This is a genomic window from Streptomyces sp. NPDC005492 (assembly GCF_040605995.1).
Taxonomy (GTDB): Bacteria; Actinomycetota; Actinomycetes; order Streptomycetales; family Streptomycetaceae; genus Streptomyces.
Genome location: NZ_JBEXDX010000004.1, coordinates 158705 through 176581, shown reverse-complemented (window position 1 = coordinate 176581; position 17877 = coordinate 158705). Strand labels below are relative to the sequence as shown.

The window sequence follows — 17877 nt, the reverse complement described above, 5'->3', positions numbered from 1 at the left end:
GGGGCGTTCGTCAGCCGGTGTACTGGGCGAAGATGCTGGTGAACTGCCAGTTGCTCTGGCTCACGCCCGAGCAGGTGTCGTCGTTCGGGTAGGCGCCGGGGCAGGGACGGTCACGGTTGGCCGACCAGAACGTCAGCCGCGCCAGGTGGTGCGCCTGCGCGTAGCCGAGGATGGTCTGGAAGTCGGCGGTGGTGACGGTCTCGTTGTTGTCGGTGATGCCGTTCATGGACGAGATGCCCATGTCCCGGTAGGCCGCGTCGTCGCTGTAGCCGTACGCGTTCTTCAGCGCGGTCTTCAGACCCTCGGCCGCTCGCTGGGTGAGCGTCCCCATGTTCTGGCCCGCGCCGCCGAAGTCGAACGGCATGATCGTCCAGGCGTCCACGGTCAGCCCGGAGGACGCGGCCCGGTTGATCAGGCTGGTGTCGGGCCCGCTCTGTCCGGTGCCGATGGTGACGTACACCTTGAGGCCCGGGTTGTTGGCCTTGACGGTCTTCAGCGCGTCCACGGTCCGCTGCTGCACCGTCGCGTTGCTGTACGCGTCGGCCTCGATGTCGATGTCGATGGCCTTCAGCGAGTAGGCGCTGATGACCTTCTGGTACGCAGCCGCCAGCTCACCGGCGCTGGAGCAGGAACTCTCCAGCTTGTTGCCGCTGTAGCCGCCGAAGGACGGGACGACGTCACCGCCGCCCGCGCGCACGGTGTTGATGGTCTGCTGATCGACGCCGCCGGTCAGCGCCCGGCCGCCGTCCCACTGCGGGTTGCAGTAACCGTTGCTCAGGACGAAGGCGAGGGTGAACCACTTCACGCCGGTCGCGTTCATGACAGTCGTAGGGCTGGGCGGGTTGCCCCAGCCGTTGTAGAGGTACGGCGCCACAGCCATCGGCGCGGTCGCGGGCGGGGTGGTGCCGCCGTCGGCGGCCGGCGCGGTCCACTTCTGGTTGGCGGCGCCGGAGCAGGTCCAGATCTGGGTACGGGTGCCGTTGGCCGAGGTGTTGCCGGTGACGTCCAGACACTTGTCGGCGGCCGGGTTGACGATGTCGTGCGCGGCGCTGACGGTCCACTTCTGGTTGGCGCTGCCGGCGCACGTCCACAGTTGGAGCTGGGCGCCGTTCGCCGTCGAATTACCGGTGACGTCAAGGCACTTGCCGAGGGCTCTGATGGTGCCGTCGGAGCCGACCGTCCACTGCTGGGCGGCGGTGCCGTTGCAGTCGTAGATCTGTACGGCCGTGCCGTCGGCCGAACTGGCGCCGGCCACGTCGAGACACTTGCCACCGAGTCCGGTGATGGTGCCGGTGGCGGCCGAGGCGTTGGGGGCGGCGAGGGTGCCGACGGCGGTGAGGCCGAGGGAGAGCGCGAGGGCGCAGCGCAGGGCGAGGCGTTGCATGGCGAGGGGGCCTTTCGTCCTGGGGTGGGGGGTGGACGCCGCCGGCATGAGGGCGGTGAGAGGTGAACACGGATGTTCACGTATGTGAGCGTGAGAATGCATTCATGGGAGGTCTGTTGGCTGGTGAACCTAAAGGTCTGCACCAAAGCCGTCAAGAGGTGCGACCGGAGAAGTCCCCCACGACCTGCGTGAGTTGAGAAGTTGTAGGCGAAGGAAAAGAAATCACCAGGACCATTGAGTGGCCGGTTCGCACAGGTCACACTGTGCAGACTTTGTGATGATCGCCAGGGTGCGTGTGCCGGAGGAACCAATGAACACAGCGGGGACCGCGCAGGTCGAAGTCCGGCACATCCTCAGTGACAAGGTCACGGGCGGCGTCCTCAAGCCACGAACACGCACCATCACCTGGGCGGCCGCCCGCTACGTCGTCAAACGGCCCCCGTCCGGCAAGCACACGGTGGACCTCACCTGCACCGAGTGCTCGGCGTCCCTGCTGGCCGAGGTGCGCGACCAGTCCTCCACCCGCACCATCGCGACCGTGCTCCGCGTCATCGCGGCACTGAGCCTGGTCGTCTTCGTCGCGGCCCTCGCCTACGCCTTCCACGAAGGCGGCAAGACCCTCCCCGAGGGACAGTCGCTCCCGACCCTCTTCCCCATCAGCGTCGTCGCCGTGATCGTCACCTTCGTCGCCGCGCCCACGCTCTACCTCCGCGGCCGCTACTACAACGGCGTCAGCATGCTCGACGCCCCCAAGCCGCGCCGCCGGCACCGGATCATACCGGTGCGGGCGGCGAGACGGGTCGTACGAACTCGGCGATGAGCCGGGCGAGTTCGCCGGGCCGGTCCAGCGGGATCAGCGTGTAACTGTCGGCCACCTCCACCAGCCGCCCCTGCGGCAGGAGTTGGGCCAGCCGGCGCCCGTGCTCGGGCGGCATCACCCGGTCCTCGCTCGCCCAGACCACAAGGGCGGGCCGGTCGAACTCCCGCAGCCGGTCGGCGGTTTCCTCCAGGAGGCGGCGCCCGTCGGCCGACGCGGCACGCAGTACGCGTACGGCGTCCCGGCGGATCTCCGGCCGCTCCTGAACCGGCCGCGTCCACCGCTCGGTGACGGCGTCCCCGCGCTTCGTCAGCCACCCGAACGCCAACGGCAGGCGGCGCAACGCCCGCAGTCGCATCTGCCGCATGAACAACCCGAACCACCACGGCGAGAGGCGCCCCGCGAGCACGAGCGTCCGGCCCGTCAGCCCCGGCGGGAAGTTGTCGAACGCCTCGCAGGAGACGAGGACCACCCGGTCCACCCGCGCGGACCCGTCCGCCATCAGCACCTGCACCAGCGCCCCGCCCGTGTCGTTCCCGACGAGCGTGACGTTCCGCAGATCGAGCCGCTCCATGAACTCGGCGACGAGCCGGGCGATCCCGGGCAGCGACAGATCGGCGTCCGCGCGCATCGCGTGGCGGTGGGCACCGAGCGGTAGCGTCGGGGCCAAACACCGGTGACCGGCGGCCAGTTCGGCGATCGGCGCGGCCCAGAGCGAGGCGTCCATCAGCAGCCCGTGCAACAGAACCACGACGGGACCGTCGCCACCGGTGTCCTCGTACTCCAGGGTCCCGGCCGAGAGTTCGATCAGCCGCTGTGCGGTGGTCGCGGCCGGTTCGATCCTGTTCATGTACGCCTCCCGTGCGTGTCTGCACTCAAGAGGGCAGCGGCGGGCCGAGTGTGACACCCGGACGGGAACTCCCGCCGAGTGGCAGAATCGACCGCGTGGATGGGGGGATCCTCGAACGCGAGCCCGAGCTGGCGCGACTGGCCGCGGCCGCACGCGAGGCGGCGGACGGGGCCGGTTCCGTGGCGCTCGTCTTCGGTGAGGCAGGCATCGGCAAGTCGAGCCTGGTGAAGGCCATGCCGGACCGGCTGCCCCCTCGGTCGCGCATCCTCCTGGGACAGTGCGACGACCTCGCCACCCGCCGTCCCCTCGGCCCGTTCCGCGACCTCGTCGGCAGCGTCGGCACCGAACTCGCCCACGCCGTCGTCGAGGGCGGCGACCGCCAGCGCGTCTACGAAGCACTGCAGGAAGAGCTGGCCGGGATACCGCATCCGACGGTACTCGTCGTGGAGGACGTCCACTGGGCCGACGAGGCCTCGCTGGACGCCCTACGCTTTCTGGTGCGGCGGATGGAACGGCTGCCCGCCGTGCTCGTCCTCACCTACCGGGACGACGAGCTGAGCCGCGAGCATCCGCTGCGCCACCTGCTGGGCCAGGCGTCCCGCGCGGACCGCGTGCACCGGCTGCCGCTGGCCCGCCTCTCCAAGTCCGCCGTACGCACACTCAGTTCGGCCAGCCGGCTCGACGCGGCGCAGGTGTACGAGGTGACCTCGGGCAACCCCTTCTTCGTCACCGAAGTCCTGGCGGCCGGCGGTACCGGGGGAGTGCCGCCGACCGTCGTCGACGCGGTGCTCGCCCGGCTGCGCGGACTCGACAGCCGTACCGTGGACGCGCTGGAGCAGCTCGCCGTCCTGCCCTCGGCCGTCGAACGGCCCCTGGTCGACGCCCTGTTGACGGATGGCGTCGCCGGGCTGGCCCCGGCCGAACAGCGCGGACTGCTCGCCGTGGCCCCCGAACGGGTCACGTTCCGGCACGAGTTGATCCGACGCGCCATCGCCGACTCCCTGCCCGCGGCCCGCCGCATCGACCTCAACCGCGGCGCCCTCACCGCACTCGTGGCCCGGCCCGGCTCCGACCCGGCCCGCATCGTCCACCACGCCGCGCAGGCCGGCGATCAGGACGCCATCGCCCGCTACGGCCCCCACGCCGCCCGGGACGCCACCGAGGCCGGCGCCCACCGCGAGGCCGCCGCCCATCTGCGGCTCGTGCTGCGGGAACGCCACCGCTACACCCCCGCCGAACTCGCCGACCTCCTCGAACGCTACGCCGTGGAGTGCTACACCATCGCCGACTCCGTCGAGGCCGTCACGGCCCAGCGGGACGCCGTGGCCCTGCGCCGCTCGCTCGGCGACACTCTCGCGCTGGGCGCCGATCTGCGCTGGCTGTCCCGCATCCACTGGTGGGCGGGCCACGCCGACGAGGCCCAGGACGCGGCACGGGAGGCCATCGCCGTCCTCGAACACGCCGGTGACGACCGGCTGTTGGCCCTCGCGCTCAGCAACACCGCCCAACTGCGCATGCTGTCCGACCGCTACGCCGAGGCCATCGAGCACGGCGAGCGGGCTATCGCCCTGGCCCGCCGCGCGGACGACGCGGCGATCCTCGCCCACGCCCTCAACAACGTGGGCGCCGCCCGCTGGCGCAGCGGAGACCCCGACGGGCGAGGGCAGTTGGAGGAGAGCCTCGCCGTGGCGCTCGCCGCGGGCGAGGTCGAACACGCCTGCCGGTCCTACGCCAACATCATCTGGTCCCTGCTCGACAACCTCCGGTACACCGAGGCCGACCGGTATCTTCCCCCGGCCATGGAACTCGCCGACCGCGCCGAGCACTTGGGATTCCTCAACTACCTGCACGTCGAGCAGGCCATGCGCCGCCTCGCCGCCGCCGACTGGGAAGAGGCCGCGCGGCACGCCGAGTACGGCATGCACGACTTCGTACCGGCGCGCTGTCCCGCCCTGACCGTCCTGGCGCGCGTGCGGGTCCGGCGCGGCAGGCCCGGCGCCGACGAACTCCTCACCCAGGCCTGGGAGATCGCCGTACGGACCCGGGAGTTGCAACGCACGGGCCCGGTGGCCGCCGCACGGGCGGAGGCGGCCTGGCTACGCGGCGACCACGCGGGGGCGGCCGAGGCGGCGGGGCCTGCCCACGCGCAGGCGGGCCGACTGGACTACGGGCCGTACCGCGCCGAACTCGGCTACTGGCTCACGAAGTCCGGGCACCCCGTGGCCGCCGACGACAGCGATCACCCGTACGCGCTCCAGGCCGCCGGTGACTGGAAACGGGCGGCGGACCGGTGGCAGCAGGCCGGCTGCCCCTACGAACACGCCGCCGCGCTCGCGGAGAGCCCCGACCCGGCCGACAAACTCACCGCGCTCGCCCGCCTCGACGCACTCGGCGCCGAACCCCTCGCCCGACTCGTCCGCACCGAACTGCGCCACCTCGGCGTCCGCCGCATCCCGCGCGGCCCGTACGCCGCGACCAGAGGCAACTTGGCCGGTCTCACCGAGCGCCAACTCCAGGTCGTACGACTGCTCGTGGACGGTCTGACCAACCCGGAGATCGCCGACCGCCTCGTCGTGTCCGTCCGTACCGTCGACAACCATGTGCGGGCCGTCCTGGAGAAGCTGGACGCACCCACCCGACGCCAGGCCGCCGCCCGTGCCACGGAACTCGGTCTGCTGCCCGACGGCGAAACGTAGGTACCCGACGGCGCCAAGCTGGGTGACGCGCACGGATGACCGTGCGGTTCCGGGCGAAATAGAACAAGCAGGTCATCCAGAGCAGCACGAGACGGGGGACCGCATGTCCAGCACACCCGCACAGACCGCTCGTCGTGAACTGACCGACTTCACGGGGGAGTTGATCGGCCCGGACGACGCCGCCTATCCGGAGGCCCGCGCCGTCTACAACGCGATGATCGACAAACGGCCCGCGCTCATCGCCCGTTGTGCCGACGCGGACGACGTGGCCCGCGTGATCGCCTTCGCCCGCTCCCACGACCTGCCCCTCGCGGTGCGCGGCGGCGGCCACCATGGCGCCGGACTCGGCACCGTCGACGGGGGAGTGGTCGCCGACCTCTCCCCGCTGAAGGCCATCCACGTCGACCCCGAGGCCCGTACCGTCCGGGTCGGCGGCGGTTGCGTCTGGGGCGAGGTGGACCGCGCCACCAACGCGCACGGACTCGCCACCCCCAGCGGCATCATCTCCACCACCGGAGTCGGCGGCATCGCCACCGGTGGCGGACTCGGCCACCTCACCCGCAAGTGCGGGCTGACCATCGACAACCTGCTGGAGGCCGACCTGGTCCTGGCCGACGGCAGTCGGGTGCGGGCGAGCGCCGACGAGAACAGCGACCTGTTCTGGGCGGTCCGGGGCGGCGGCGGCAACTTCGGCGTCGTCACCTCGTTCCTGTTCCGCCTGCACGAGATCAGCACGGTCGTCGCCGGACCCACCTTCTGGCCCGTCGAGATCAGCGCCGAAGTCCTCACCGCCTACCGCGACTTCCTGCCGAACGCGCCCCGCGAACTGAGCGCCTTCTTCCTCTACGGCAGCGTCCCGCCCGCCCCGCCGTTCCCCGAGGAGCTCCACCTGCGCAAGACGGCCGGCGTCGTCTGGTGCTACACCGGCGGCGACACCGAGGCCGCCGCACGCGAGATGGCCCCGCTGCTCGACGCGCTGCCCGCACCCCTCCTGCACGCGGCCGGGCCGATGCAACACCCCGACATGCAGGGCATGTTCGACGGGCTCTACCCGCCCGGCGACCAGTGGTACTGGCGCGCCGACTTCGTCAACGACATCCCGGACGAGGCCGTGGAACTCCACGCCAAGTTCGGCGCCGAGGTCCCCACCCCGCAGTCCACGATGCACCTCTACCCGATCGACGGCGCCGCCCACGACGTCGGCAACGACGAGACCCCGTGGGCCTACCGCGACGCACGCTGGGCGTCCGTCTTCGCCGGCGTCGACCGGGACCCCGCCAACGCCGGGCTCATCAAGAGGTGGACCATCGACTACCAGGAAGCCCTGCACCCGTACTCGGCGGGCGGCGCCTACGTGAACATGATGATGGACGAGGGGCAGGAACGTGTCCGGGCCAGCTACCGCGGCAACTACGACCGGCTGGCCCGCATCAAGGCCGACCGCGACCCGGACAACGTCTTCCACCTGAACCAGAACATCCACCCGGCCCCGAAACCGCGCTACGAGACGCGCCCGTGACACCAGCTCCGAGGCCGGGCCGGCATCACGCGTTCGGGTCGAACGAGATGCCGGACGGCTCGGCGATGGAGAGCGCGTAGTTGAAGTCGCTGTCCCGGATCTTCAGCGTGGCCGAGCCGAAGTCCGCGGCCAGGAGCTTGTCCTTGAGGCCGGCCGGGTAGCCGTTCCAACCCACCAGGCGCGGGTAGAACCAGCCGCCGGTGGCGTTCTCCGGGGGCTCGTCGTTGGTGTTGGCGAAGCGGAAGTCGTGCGAGCCGATGCCGTCCTTGTGATAGACGATCTTGGGGTGCGTGCCGTCGAAACGCACCCCCGAGGCCGCGGACACCTGGTACGCCGAGTGCTGCGACACCGACACGTACTGGACCGTGTTGTCCTTGATCCACACCACGACATGCTCCCAGTCGTGGGTGTGCCCGATCGCGGCCGGACCCAGGGTGACCTGGTCCTTCTCGAAGTAGCTGGCGTACATCACCGCACACCAGTCGTTGTTGCACTTCTCGCGGGAGTACGTGTTGGCGTTGTTCAGCTGAGCGAGGTCGTGGCAGTGCCCGTTGACGTCGCCGCCGAGCTTGAGCCCGGGGTTGATGGTGCCGTCCAGACCGATGGCGGCCGTGGCGTAGCAGCCGTCGCCGTCGTAGTCGTAGGCCGGGGAGAAGGTCTGTTCCAGGCCGTCGGCGTTCTGCGGAAGCAGCGTCAGTACGTTGGCCTGGGCGGCCGTCGCCTGCCCGACCACGAGGGCGAGCGCACCGAGGACGGTGACGACGGCGGAGCGACGGAGGCGCCGGGTGCGGGGCTTCGAGGCTCTGGCGGGGTGTGCGGTGGGGGGTGTCGGAAGAGGCACGCCAACTCCAGTTCTTGGCTGTGGGGGCGCTACTGGCTGCGCCAGGTCCAGACCATCGCAGTCCGGTGTGTGCACGTCAACACCTGTGCGGTGTACGGGTTTTGGCGCGACGCTGAACTCTCCCGCCTGTGTTTTCCCTGTGCCCCTGCGGCTCTCGACGCGACCATGGCCCCTGGCGAACAGGTGCGCTAATTTGAGATCCTGGCCACTGGTGAATGGGCACCCGTGGTGAGTGCGGGAGGTTCTGATTGACCCCGGCACAACTACGGGCCTTCGCGGCGACCGTCCGCCTCGGTTCCGTGAAGGCCGCCGCCGCCGATCTCGCCGTCACCGAGTCGGCCGTCTCGATCCATGTCGCGCATCTGCGCAGGGAGTTGGGCGACAAACTCTTCGCCCGTACGGCCAACGGGCTCGCCTTCACCCCCGGTGGGCTGCGACTGGCCAGCAGGGCCGCCGAGTTGCTGGGGCTTCAGGACCAGACGATCCTCGAAGTGAAACAGGCAGGCTCCGGCCGCCGGTTGCTGCGCGTCGCCGCGTCGAGCCTATTCGCCGAGCACGCCGCACCCGGCCTGATCGAACTGTTCGCGGGCCGCGCCGACGACCTCGACGTGGAACTCAGCGTCCACACCCCGCAGAAGTTCGCCACACTGCTCCAGACCCGCTCCGTCGACGTGGCCATCGGCCCCCGCCCGGCCACCCTCGACGCCGCCCTGACTTGCACGCACTTCCTCAACTACCAGCTCATCGCCGTCGTAGGCCCCGACCACCCCCTCGCGACCACGGCGAACGCAGGTACCGCTGAACTGCGCGCTCAAACCTGGCTGTTGGGCCCCTCGGCGGTCGGCCGTACGGGCATCGTGCCGTCGATACTCCGCCGCCTGGGCATCCCGGAACACAATCAGCGGATCTTCCAGAGCCATGCCGCTTCAGTCGACGAGGCCAAGCGCGGCAAGGGAGTTGCTCTCGCGGTCGCCTTCGCCGTGACCAAGGACCTCACCGAAGGCGACCTCCGCCGACTCACCGGCCCCCAACTCCCCGCCCGCGGCTCCTGGAACCTCCTCACCCTCCTCGACCGCGAAGCCCCACCCGCCGCAGCGGAGTTACGCCGCTTCGTCACCACACCGCGCGCCACTCAGGCAATGCTGCGCGGGACGGGTGTGACGGCGGGGCGGTTCCGGCCGGCGATCCACGTGACGCTGTGGAGCTAATAGCTCCGCCGCCTGCCGAGTCGTGCGATCTCGCCCGGCACCCGCAGCAACGCGCCGAAACTGTCGGCCGGCAGCAGCAGGTCGACATACGGCAGCGCCGCCGCCATCGTCGACGTACGCGGTGCGAAACCGGGCGCGGCGGCCCGCGGGTTGAGCCAGATCACCGTATGGGCGCGGCGTCGCAGTCGGGCCATGGTGGCGGCGAGCCGGTCCGGTGGGTCGCCGTCCCAGCCGTCCGAGCCGATCAGTACGACCGCGCCGCGCAGGGTGCCGCCGTGGTGCGAGGTGAGGAGCGTGCCCAGGCAGTGGGCGATGCGGGTGCCGCCGAACCGGTCGGTGACCCGGAGCGTCGCCTCGTCGAACGCCTCCTGCGCCGAGCGGTGCGCGAGCACCGGAGTGAGCCGGGTCAACGACGTGGCGAACGCGAAGACTTCGGCGCGGGTCGTCAGCGTGAGCGCCCGCATCAGGTACAGATACGCCACCGCCTGTGCCTGCATCGACCGGCTCACGTCACACAGCACCACGACCCGGCGCGGCCGGTCCACCGGTCCGGCCCGCACCAGCCGTACGGGTTCCCAGCCGGTACGCCGGGCCTGGGCCACCGTCTCCCGGATCGCCACCCGATGGCCGCCTGCCCGCACGGCTTGGCGCCGGGTTCGGCGCAGTGGCCACTCCCGCAGTCGCGCCTCCAGCCTGCGACCGAGCAACTCGGCCTGCTCCGCGCTCAGTTCACCGAACGGTGCGTCCACCACGGCCGCCAGCTCGCTCGGCAGCCGCTCCGGCACGGTCAGCGCGCGGTCTGCTCGGTGTTCGGCGGTGTCCACGGCGGGCGGCAGGGTCACCCAGGGCAGACCGGCACCGCCGACAGGCGCGGCGTCGGCACGAGCACCATCCCGTCCGTCGGGCCGCGCGCCAAGCCCATCGCGCCGGATGTGGGGATCGAGCGCGAGCACCGCCTGCCCGAAGACCGCGTCGAAGACCTCGTCGAAACGGGCAAGTTCGGGATGGTCGCGTATGAGGGTGACGCGAGCGGTCCAGTACAGCGCCGTCCGTGTCCGGGGCGGGACCGAGGCGAGCGCGTGCACGAAGTCCCGGGTGGCGGTCGGGCCCACCGGCACGCCGTGTTCCCTGAGACGGACGGCCAGCGCGGTGGCGAAGGCGGCCCGGTCGACGGCGGGCAGCAGGGGGCCACCCGGTGTCATCGGACCAGCAGACAGACCACCACGGCGATGACGACGGCCGCGACGAGGGCGGGGATCAGCCGCTTGTACACGGAGGCACCGGCGACCTGCATCAGGTTCAGCGGCTCGGCCACCGGGATCGTCTCCGGCACGGGTTCCACCGCCTCCGCCTCGGGTTCAGCCTCCGGCTGGTCGGGCGTCGTCAGCAACCGTGTCTCCACGTTCGCGACGAACTGCGCGAACAGCTTCTCCGAGATCTCCTTGATCATGCCGCTGCCGAACTGGGCCAGCCTGCCGCTGATGTTGAGGTCCGTGCTGACCGTCACGACCGTGCCCGCGCCCTCGCCACGCAGCCGGGCGTCGACCGTCGCGGACGCGTTGCCGCCCCCGCGCATGTCCTTGCCTGCCGCGCTGATCACGGCGTGATGCGCGCTCTCGTCCCGCTCCACGAAGCGTGCCGTCCCCGCGAACTGGCTGACCATGGGCCCGACCTTGACCTTGACCTTGCCCCGGTGGACATCGCCGTCGACGCCGGTGAGTTCGGCGCCGGGCATGCACGGGGCGAGGGCCTCCAGATCGGTGAGCGCCTGCCAGGCCCGCTCGACCGGCACACCGACGCTGAACTCGTGGTCGATCTTCATGGTGTCCTCGCTTCTTCGGGATAGCCGAGCGCGTCGAGGGCCTCGACCACGGCGGTGCGGTCGTCGGGGCTCTTGGCGACCGTGCTGAGCGTGCGGACGATGTCGTCGCGAGCCAGCCGGGCGACCCGCAGTGCCGCCAGCGCGGAGACCCAGTCGATGGCCTCCGCCATACCGGGCGCCTTGTCGAGATCGAGCCCGCGGACCTGGCCGATGAACTCCGTCGTGGACGCGATCAACGGCTCGTTCGCGGCCGGCACCGTACGGCGCAGGATCTCCGCCGTGCGTTCGGGCGTGGGGAAGTCGATCCAGTGGTAGAGGCAGCGCCTGCGCAGCGCGTCGTGGAGTTCCCGGCTGCGGTTGGAGGTGAGCACCACGACGGGCGGCCGTACGGCGGTGAAGGTGCCCAACTCCGGGACGCTGATGGACCGTTCGCCCAGGAACTCGAAGAGCAGCGCCTCGAACTCGTCGTCGGCCCGGTCGATCTCGTCGATCAACAGCACGGGCGGCAGCGGGCCTTGATGGCGTACCGCTCGCAACAGGGGCCGGTCGAGCAGGAATTCCTCGCTGAACAGGTCGGCATCGGAGAGCTCGCGCCCGTGCGCCTCCGTGAGCCGGACGGCGAGCAGTTGGCGCTGGTAGTTCCACTCGTACAGCGCCTCCCCGGCCGTCAGCCCCTCGTAGCACTGCAACCGGATCAGCGGAGTGTCCAGGGCTTTGGCGAGGGCCTTCGCGGCACTGGTCTTGCCCACGCCCGGCTCGCCCTCCAGCAGCAGCGGCCGGTCGAGCAGGGTGGCGAGGAGGAGGGCGGTCGCCGTGCCGTCGTCGACGAGGTGGCCGACCGCGTCGAGCCGCCGCCGTACGTCGTCGGCGTCCGCGAACAGTGCGCTCACCCGGTAGCCCGTTCACCCGTGGACCAGCGGTCCCGGCAGCCCGTCCCACAGAACCAGAACTCGCCTTCCTCGGTGGTGAGGTGAGGCGTGTCGGCGCGCAGGGTCACGGTCATCCCGCACACCGGGTCCACGGCTTCGGCCGGGCCCTCGGGGACCGGCCGGGGCAGCTTCGAGGCGTGGACGACCCGCACCACGTCCGCGAGGATCGACAGCGCGATCTCGGGCGGGGTCCGCGCACCGATGTCCAGCCCGGCCGGAGCCTGGACACGGGCCCGTTCCACCTCGGTCAGGCCGAGTTCGTCGAGGAGAGCGGCAGCACGACGGTGGCTGGCGACCAGCGCGATGTGTCCGACACCCGCGTCGAGGGCGGCGCGTAGGGACTCCGCGTCGCCCCGGCCCTGCCCGGCCACGATCACCGCCGCCGTGTGGTCGGCGGGCGGGCCGTCGGGCAATGAGCGAGCCGCGGCGTAGCCGAGCAGGGAGGCGAACGCGACGCAGGCCTCCGCGACGGGGGTGGTCCCGACGACCTCGATCAGCGGTGGCGGCAGCACCGGTTCCAGGAAGATCTCCAACGCACCGCCGGACAGGCAGGGGTTGACCACGACCCGCGCCCCGGGTGTCTCGGGGAACTCGGCGTCCCCCTGCGGCAGGACCCGCAGCAACAGCGGTCCGCCGTCGTGCAGGGCGCCGAGCGCGGCCGTACGCACCGAGCCCTCGGCGCACTGGCCGCCGACGTAGCCGTCGATGGTGCCGTCGCCATGGACGATGGCCTCGTCGCCGGGGTGCGCCGAGGCCGGCGCCTGGGCGCGCACCACGCGTGCGTGGACGAACGGCACGCGCCGCTCGGTGAGTTCAAGGGCTCGCGCGCTCAACTTGCCGGTCATCGCGACCACCTTCAGATCGGCGGAGCCGGTCGGCCCCGCATCGCCTCCCACACCCGCGAGGGCGTGAGCGGCATGTCCGCGTGCCGGATGCCGTACGGCTTCAGGGCGTCGACCACCGCGTTGACGATCGCGGGCGGCGAGCCGACCGTCGCGGACTCGCCGACCCCCTTGGCGCCGATGGGGTGGTGCGGGGAGGGGGTGACGGTGAACCCCGTTTCCCAGTCCGGGACTTCGAGCGCGGTCGGGATCAGATAGTCCATCAGCGAGCCGCTGAGGCAGTTCCCGTCCTCGTCGAAGGAGATCATCTCCATCAGCGCCATGCCGACGCCGTCGGTGAGCCCGCCGTGCACCTGCCCCTCGATGATCATCGGGTTGATGCGGGTGCCGCAGTCGTCGACCGCGACGAAGCGGCGGACGGTGACCTTGGCGGTGCCCGGGTCGATGTCGACGACGCAGATGTAGGCACCGTGCGGATAGGTGAGGTTCTCCGGGTTGTAACAGATCTGCGCCTCCAGGCCGCCCTCCACACCCTCGGGCAGATCGCCCGCGCCGTGCGCCCGCATCGCGATGTCCTGGATGGTGACCGAGGCCATCGGGTCGCCCGCGACACGAAAGGAACCCTTCTCCCACTCCAGGTCGGCGACCGACACCTCCAGCATCGACGAGGCGATCAACCGCGCCTTGTCCCGCACCTTGCGGGCGACCAGCGCCGCGGCGGCGCCCGAGACGGGGGTGGAGCGGCTGCCGTAGGTGCCGAGGCCGAACGGCGTCTGGTCGGTGTCGCCGTGCACCACGTCGATGTCCTGCGGCGGGATGCCGAGCTCCTCGGCGACGATCTGCGCGAACGTCGTCTCGTGCCCCTGCCCCTGCGACTGCACGGAGAGGCGTACGACCGCCTTCCCCGTCGGATGCACCCGCAGCTCACAGCCGTCGGCCATGCCGAGACCGAGGATGTCCATGTCCTTGCGGGGGCCCGCGCCGACCGCCTCGGTGAAGAACGCCACGCCGATGCCCATGAGTTCACCGCGCGCCCGCTTCGCGGCCTGCTCGGCGCGGAGCGCGCCGTAGCCTGCGAGTTCCTTGGCCAGTTCCATGGTGGGCGCGTAGTTGCCGGAGTCGTAGACCCAGCCGGTCTTGGTGCGGAAGGGGAACTGCTCGGGTCGGATGAAGTTCTTCATCCTCAACTCGACCGGATCCATGGCCAGTTCGTACGCGAGGCAGTCGACGATCCGCTCGATCAGGTACACGGCCTCGGTGATGCGGAACGAGCAGGCGTAAGCCACCCCGCCGGGCGCCTTGTTGGTGTAGACGGCGGTCATCCTGCAGTGGGCGGCCTCGATGTCGTAACTGCCGGTGAAGACGCCGAAGAAGCCGGCCGGGTACTTCACGGGTGCTGCCGTGCCGTTGAACGCGCCATGGTCGGCGAGGACTTGGGTGCGGACGGCGAGGATGCGTCCGTCGCGGGTGGCCGCGATCTCGCCGCGCATCACGTAGTCGCGGGCGAAACCCGTGCTGATCAGATTCTCCGCGCGGTCCTCCATCCACTTCACCGGCTTGCCGGTCAGCAGCGAGCCGACGATCGCGCACACGTAACCCGGGTAGATCGGCACCTTGTTGCCGAAGCCGCCGCCGATGTCGGGGGAGACGACCCGGATCTTGTGCTCCGGCAGCCCGGCGACGATCGCGTAGAGGGTCCGATGGGCGTGCGGGGCCTGGGTGGTGGACCACAGGGTGAGACGGCCGTCGACCTGGTCGTAGTCCGCGACCGCGCCGCACGTCTCCATGGGCGCCGGGTGCACACGCGGGTACACGATGTCCTCGGTGACCACGACGTCCGGGCGGGCGAAGACGGCCTCGGTCTCCGCCTCGTCGCCGGTCTCCCAGTCGAAGCAGTGGTTGTCGGCCTTGCCCTCCAGGTCGTCGCGGATGACGGGCGCGTCGGGCGAGAGGGCGGTGCGGACGTCGATCACCGGGTCGAGCGGCTCGTACTCGACGTCGATCAACTCCAGCGCGTCCCGGGCCGCGTAGCGGTCCTCCGCTACGACGAAGGCGACCTCCTGGCCCTGGAAGCGGACCTTGTCGGTGGCCAGGACCGCCTGCACGTCGTTCGAGAGGGTCGGCATCCACGCCAGGCCCTGCTCGGCGAGCATCGCCCCGGTGACGACCAGCCGGACCTTCGGATGGGCCTCGGCCAGGGAGGTGTCGACGGACAGGACGCGGGCGTGCGCGAACGGCGAGCGCAGGATCGCCAGATGCAGCATGCCGGGCAGATCGAGATCGTCGACATAGCGGCCCTTCCCGCGCACGAACCGCGGGTCCTCCTTGCGCAGCATCCGGCCGTGGCCGCAGGGCTTCCGGTCGTTGTCGACGAACGCGGTGCGATGCCCGTTCTCGGAGACGGCGGTCATGAGGCGCTCCCCGAAGCCGAAGTCGCCTGTGTTTCCAGGGACGTTCGGGTCCCGGCCTCCTCGGCCGCCGCCCACCGGATCGAGCGGACGATGGTGGCGTAACCGGTGCAGCGGCAGATCTGTCCCGAGATCGCCTCCCGGATCTCCTGGTCGGAGGGGTCGGGGTTGCGGTCCAGCAGCGCACGCGCCGTCATCATCATGCCGGGTGTGCAGAAGCCGCACTGGAGACCGTGGCACTCGACGAACCCCCTTTGTACGGGGTCGAGTTCACCGTTCTGCTCCAGCCCCTCCACGGTGCGCACCTCGTGGCCGCCCGCCATCGCGGCCAGCACGGTGCAGGACTTGACCGGTTCGCCGTCCAACCACACCACGCATGTACCGCAGTTGCTGGTGTCGCACCCCCAGTGGGTGCCGGTAAGGCGGAGGTGGTCCCGCAGGAAGTGGACCAACAGCAGCCGCCCTTCGATCTCCCGGGTGACCTCTTCGCCGTTGACGACCATGCTGACCTGCACGATCACCCCTCCTGTCCGTCGATGCGGGCCACGGCCCGGCGCAGCACGCGCATGGTCAACTCCCGTGCCAGATGGCGCTTGTAGTCCGCACTGCCACGCCGGTCGGTCACCGGCGAGCAGGCCTCGGCGGCGATGTCCCCGGCCTGTCCGTACAGTTCCTCCGTCGGGCGCCGGCCGCGCAGTGCCTCGGCGATACCGGGGATGCCGGCCGTGTTCGGTCCTACGGCGGCGAGCCCCACCCGGGCGTCGGCGATCAGTCCGTCGCCGTCCAGCCACACCGCCGCGCCGGCCGACACCACCGCCCAGTCACCGGCCCGCCGTTCGACCTTCTCGTACGCGCTGGACCCGTGCGGACGCACCGGGAAGCGGACCTCGGTGAGGATCTCCGCGTCACCCACGGCGGTCTCGTACGGCCCCCGGTGGAAGTCCTCCATGGACACCACCCGCTCGCCGTCCCGGCCCTGGATCACACAACTGGCGTCGAGTGTCGTACACACCGCGGAGAGGTCCTCGGACGGGTCGGCCTGGCACAGGGAGCCGCCGAGGGTGCCGCGGTTGCGTACGACGGGGTCGGCGATGACCCGTTCGGCGTCGCGGAACACCGGGAAGGCGGCGGCCAGTTCGTCCGATTCCAGCAGCTCGCGGTGCCGGGTCATCGCGCCGATGCGGATCAGCCCGGGCTCGACGCGGACGTAACCCAGCTCGTCGTGCAGGTCGTTGATGTCGATCAGGTACTCGAAGTTGGCCAGCCGCAACTTCATCATCGGGATCAGACTGTGCCCGCCGGCCACCAGCCGTGCCGTGTCGCCCAGCCGGTCGAGCAGCGCGACCGCCTCGCCCACGCTGCCGACCCGCTGGTACTCGAACGGAGCGGGAACCTGCATACCCCAATCCCCCTGTCTCGTACGGCACTTGGCCGGTCGGCCGGGCGCCGCGTCCGGGCCTCATTGGGCGCCCGGCGGACAGGAGTGTCAACGGCTGGTTAACCGTTCACTTAAGTTGCCTGCCCCGGGGAGACGGGCAGGTCGTCGAGGAAGTCCGCGGACGGCACGAAGAAGAGGCTGCCGGTGACGGCCGTGGAGAAGTCCAGGATGCGGTCGTGGGACGCGGAGTCGGTGCCCAGGAACATGTTGCGCAGCATCTGCTCGGTGACCGAGGGCGTACGGGCGTACCCGATGAAGTAGGTGCCGAACTCGCCCTGTCCCGCGCTGCCGAACGGCATGTTGTCGCGGAGGATCTTCCGCTCGGTGCCGTCCGGGCCGGTGATGACGTTGAGCGCGATGTGCGAGTCGGCCGGTTTGACGTCGTCGTCCATCTCCATGTTGGTCAACTTCGTCCGCCCGACGACCCGTTCCTGCTGCTCCACCGACAGCGTGTTCCAAGTCGCCATGTCGTGCAGGTACTTCTGCACGATCACATAGCTGCCGCCCGCGAACTCCGGGTCCTCGCCGCCGACCACCACGGCTTCGCGGGCCGTCTGCCCCACGGGGTTCTCCGTGCCGTCGACGAAGCCCAGCAGATCACGCACGTCGAAGTACCGGAACCCGGACACCTCGTCGCGCACGGACACGGCACCGCCCAGCCGGCCCATGATCTCGGTGGCCAGCTCGAAGCAGAGGTCGGGCCGTACCGCCTTGATGTGGAACAGCAGGTCACCGGGGGTCGAGACGGCACGGTGGCGGTCGCCGGCGAGTTCGCGGAACGGATGCAGCTCGGCGGGGCGCGGACCGTCGAACAGCCGGTTCCACGCCTCCGATCCGACACCGGTCACACAACTGAGGCGACCGTCCGGCGCGCGGAACCCGATGGACCGCGTCAACCCGCCCAGGTCACCGAGGAGTTGACGTACCGTCTCCTCGCCGCCGGGCTCCACGGTGACGACGAGGAAGGTCGCGCTGGGAGCCAGGCTCTCCAGCACGGCCTGCGTGGTCGGGACGATCCCGTCGTCGATGCTGCCGTCCGTGCGCTCGACCGAGCCGTCAACTGTCATGTACTCCACGCCTCCGCGGGTGTCCTGGGATGCCGGCCGTGGCGGCCGGCACCTCG

Annotated in this window: 15 protein-coding genes; 4 read left to right on the top strand and 11 right to left on the bottom strand. The window is 70.7% G+C overall.

Annotated features, from left to right (window positions below):
* Positions 1-10 precede the first annotated feature (10 nt).
* Entirely contained in the window at positions 11-1384 is a 1374-nt protein-coding gene (locus ABZT04_RS07865; protein WP_356054176.1) for a lectin, read from the bottom strand.
* Positions 1385-1694: 310 nt separating this feature from the next.
* Here ABZT04_RS07865 and ABZT04_RS07860 point away from each other — a divergent pair, with 310 nt between their 5' ends.
* Positions 1695-2204, top strand: a complete 510-nt coding sequence (locus ABZT04_RS07860; protein ID WP_356054174.1) for a hypothetical protein — start codon at positions 1695-1697, stop codon at positions 2202-2204.
* On the opposite strand, the gene ABZT04_RS07855 is transcribed toward ABZT04_RS07860, so the two are convergent.
* Entirely contained in the window at positions 2158-3051 is an 894-nt protein-coding gene (locus tag ABZT04_RS07855; protein ID WP_356054172.1) for an alpha/beta hydrolase, read from the bottom strand. The two genes, ABZT04_RS07860 and ABZT04_RS07855, sit on opposite strands and share 47 nt — an antisense overlap.
* 95 nt (positions 3052-3146) lie before the next feature.
* On the opposite strand from ABZT04_RS07855, the gene ABZT04_RS07850 reads away from it, so the two are divergent.
* A complete protein-coding gene (locus ABZT04_RS07850; protein ID WP_356054170.1) occupies positions 3147-5747 on the top strand; it encodes an AAA family ATPase in 2601 nt (866 codons plus the stop codon).
* A gap of 103 nt (positions 5748-5850) precedes the next feature.
* Complete coding sequence (locus ABZT04_RS07845) at positions 5851-7266, top strand: FAD-binding oxidoreductase (protein WP_356054168.1); 1416 nt, start codon at positions 5851-5853, stop codon at positions 7264-7266.
* Between the two features lie 25 nt (positions 7267-7291).
* Here the strand turns inward: ABZT04_RS07845 and ABZT04_RS07840 are convergent, their stop codons facing one another.
* Entirely contained in the window at positions 7292-7999 is a 708-nt protein-coding gene (locus tag ABZT04_RS07840) for an NPP1 family protein (RefSeq protein WP_356054585.1), read from the bottom strand.
* Between the two features lie 356 nt (positions 8000-8355).
* On the opposite strand from ABZT04_RS07840, the gene ABZT04_RS07835 reads away from it, so the two are divergent.
* On the top strand, positions 8356-9315 hold the full coding sequence (locus ABZT04_RS07835) for a LysR family transcriptional regulator (protein WP_356054166.1): 960 nt from the start codon (positions 8356-8358) through the stop codon (positions 9313-9315).
* Here the strand turns inward: ABZT04_RS07835 and ABZT04_RS07830 are convergent.
* From ABZT04_RS07830 to ABZT04_RS07795, 8 genes are all read right to left on the bottom strand, one after another.
* Complete coding sequence (locus ABZT04_RS07830; RefSeq protein ID WP_356054164.1) at positions 9312-10517, bottom strand: VWA domain-containing protein; 1206 nt, start codon at positions 10515-10517, stop codon at positions 9312-9314. The two genes, ABZT04_RS07835 and ABZT04_RS07830, sit on opposite strands and share 4 nt — an antisense overlap.
* Entirely contained in the window at positions 10514-11137 is a 624-nt protein-coding gene (locus ABZT04_RS07825) for an SRPBCC family protein (RefSeq protein ID WP_356054162.1), read from the bottom strand. Before ABZT04_RS07825 ends, ABZT04_RS07830 begins: the two co-directional genes overlap by 4 nt.
* Positions 11134-12027, bottom strand: coding sequence for a MoxR family ATPase (locus ABZT04_RS07820; protein WP_356054160.1), 894 nt, complete (start codon positions 12025-12027; stop codon positions 11134-11136). The genes ABZT04_RS07825 and ABZT04_RS07820 overlap by 4 nt, the downstream gene beginning before the upstream one ends.
* The gene (locus ABZT04_RS07815) at positions 12024-12911 is read right to left on the bottom strand and encodes an XdhC family protein (protein ID WP_356054158.1); all 888 of its coding nucleotides are present in this window, start codon (positions 12909-12911) and stop codon (positions 12024-12026) included. Before ABZT04_RS07815 ends, ABZT04_RS07820 begins: the two co-directional genes overlap by 4 nt.
* Before the next feature lie 11 nt (positions 12912-12922).
* A complete protein-coding gene (locus ABZT04_RS07810; protein WP_356054156.1) occupies positions 12923-15319 on the bottom strand; it encodes an aerobic carbon-monoxide dehydrogenase large subunit in 2397 nt (798 codons plus the stop codon).
* Complete coding sequence (locus ABZT04_RS07805) at positions 15316-15831, bottom strand: (2Fe-2S)-binding protein (RefSeq protein WP_356054154.1); 516 nt, start codon at positions 15829-15831, stop codon at positions 15316-15318. Before ABZT04_RS07805 ends, ABZT04_RS07810 begins: the two co-directional genes overlap by 4 nt.
* Positions 15832-15833: 2 nt before the next feature.
* A complete protein-coding gene (locus ABZT04_RS07800) occupies positions 15834-16715 on the bottom strand; it encodes a xanthine dehydrogenase family protein subunit M (protein ID WP_356054152.1) in 882 nt (293 codons plus the stop codon).
* Between the two features lie 110 nt (positions 16716-16825).
* Positions 16826-17830, bottom strand: coding sequence for a Dyp-type peroxidase (locus ABZT04_RS07795; protein ID WP_356054150.1), 1005 nt, complete (start codon positions 17828-17830; stop codon positions 16826-16828).
* Positions 17831-17877: the final 47 nt, after the last annotated feature.